This window comes from Pseudoalteromonas sp. SIMBA_162 (assembly GCF_046535955.1).
In the GTDB taxonomy this organism is placed as follows: Bacteria; Pseudomonadota; Gammaproteobacteria; order Enterobacterales; family Alteromonadaceae; genus Pseudoalteromonas; species Pseudoalteromonas marina.
Genome location: NZ_JAWJBQ010000677.1, coordinates 1 through 258 on the forward strand (window position 1 = coordinate 1; position 258 = coordinate 258).

General features: G+C 66.3%; 1 protein-coding gene. It reads left to right on the forward strand.

What is annotated here, in order from left to right; translation table 11 throughout:
• On the forward strand, positions 1-258 hold a 258-nt coding region (locus R0J88_RS21380; protein WP_410901082.1), incomplete at both ends, for an ABC transporter substrate-binding protein.

Sequence of the window (258 nt, forward strand, 5' to 3'; positions counted from 1 at the left end):
GCTTCGATCTCGCGCTCGACGAGATCAACGGCAGCGGCGGCATCCATGGCCGCCCGCTCGCGGTGGATTTCCAGGACAGCCGCAGCGACCCGCGCCAAGCGGTCGCGATCGCGCAGAAGTTCGTCGCCGATCCGCGCATCGTGATCGAGCTCGGCGACTTCTCCAGCGCGACGTCGATGGCCGCGTCGCCGATCTACCAGCGCGGGCAGCTGATTCAGTTCGGCTTCACGAATTCGCATCCCGATTTCACGAAGGGCG